Annotated in this window: 2 rRNA genes; both read left to right on the top strand. The window is 44.9% G+C overall.

Features of this window, described 5'->3' with window-relative positions:
* Nucleotides 1-64: ribosomal RNA gene (locus A9178_RS18440) — 16S ribosomal RNA — on the top strand; the annotation flags it as partial.
* A 307-nt stretch (nucleotides 65-371) separates the two neighbouring features.
* A 23S ribosomal RNA gene (locus A9178_RS18435) occupies nucleotides 372-515 on the top strand; the annotation flags it as partial.

The following is a 515-nucleotide window of genomic DNA, read 5'->3' as shown; positions in this document are numbered from 1 at the left end:
GATGATTGGGGTGAAGTCGTAACAAGGTAGCCGTATCGGAAGGTGCGGCTGGATCACCTCCTTTCTAAGGATATTCGAAAAGCGGAAGCACCCGTTTAGCGACGTACGAACTGGACTGAGCCGAAGGAGATAAAGGAAACACGATGAGCGAAAGCGAATTGATGTTGACTTATCGCACGGAGGTGAAGGAAGTTTGCTAGTCGTTGGGTGCTGGAGCTGGACATTACGGAAACATACTGGTTTGTTTGGTTCAGTTTTGAGAGAGTAAATCTCTTTAAAACTTTGTACCTTGAAAACTAAATAAGAGTAATTAAACGACATCAATTTTAAAGCAAGGCTATTTAAATAGCACGCTTATTCATTGTAAACTTAGTTAAGTGAATAAGGGCGCACGGTGGATGCCTTGGCACTAGGAGCCGATGAAGGACGGGACTAACACCGATATGCCTCGGGGAGTTGTAAGTAAACGTTGATCCGGGGATTTCCGAATGGGGAAACCCACTGTTCGTAATGGA

The sequence above is a fragment of the Oceanobacillus sp. Castelsardo genome, assembly GCF_001659985.1.
GTDB lineage: Bacteria > Bacillota > Bacilli > Bacillales > Amphibacillaceae > Oceanobacillus.
This window is presented reverse-complemented; position numbering and strand designations above follow the sequence as displayed.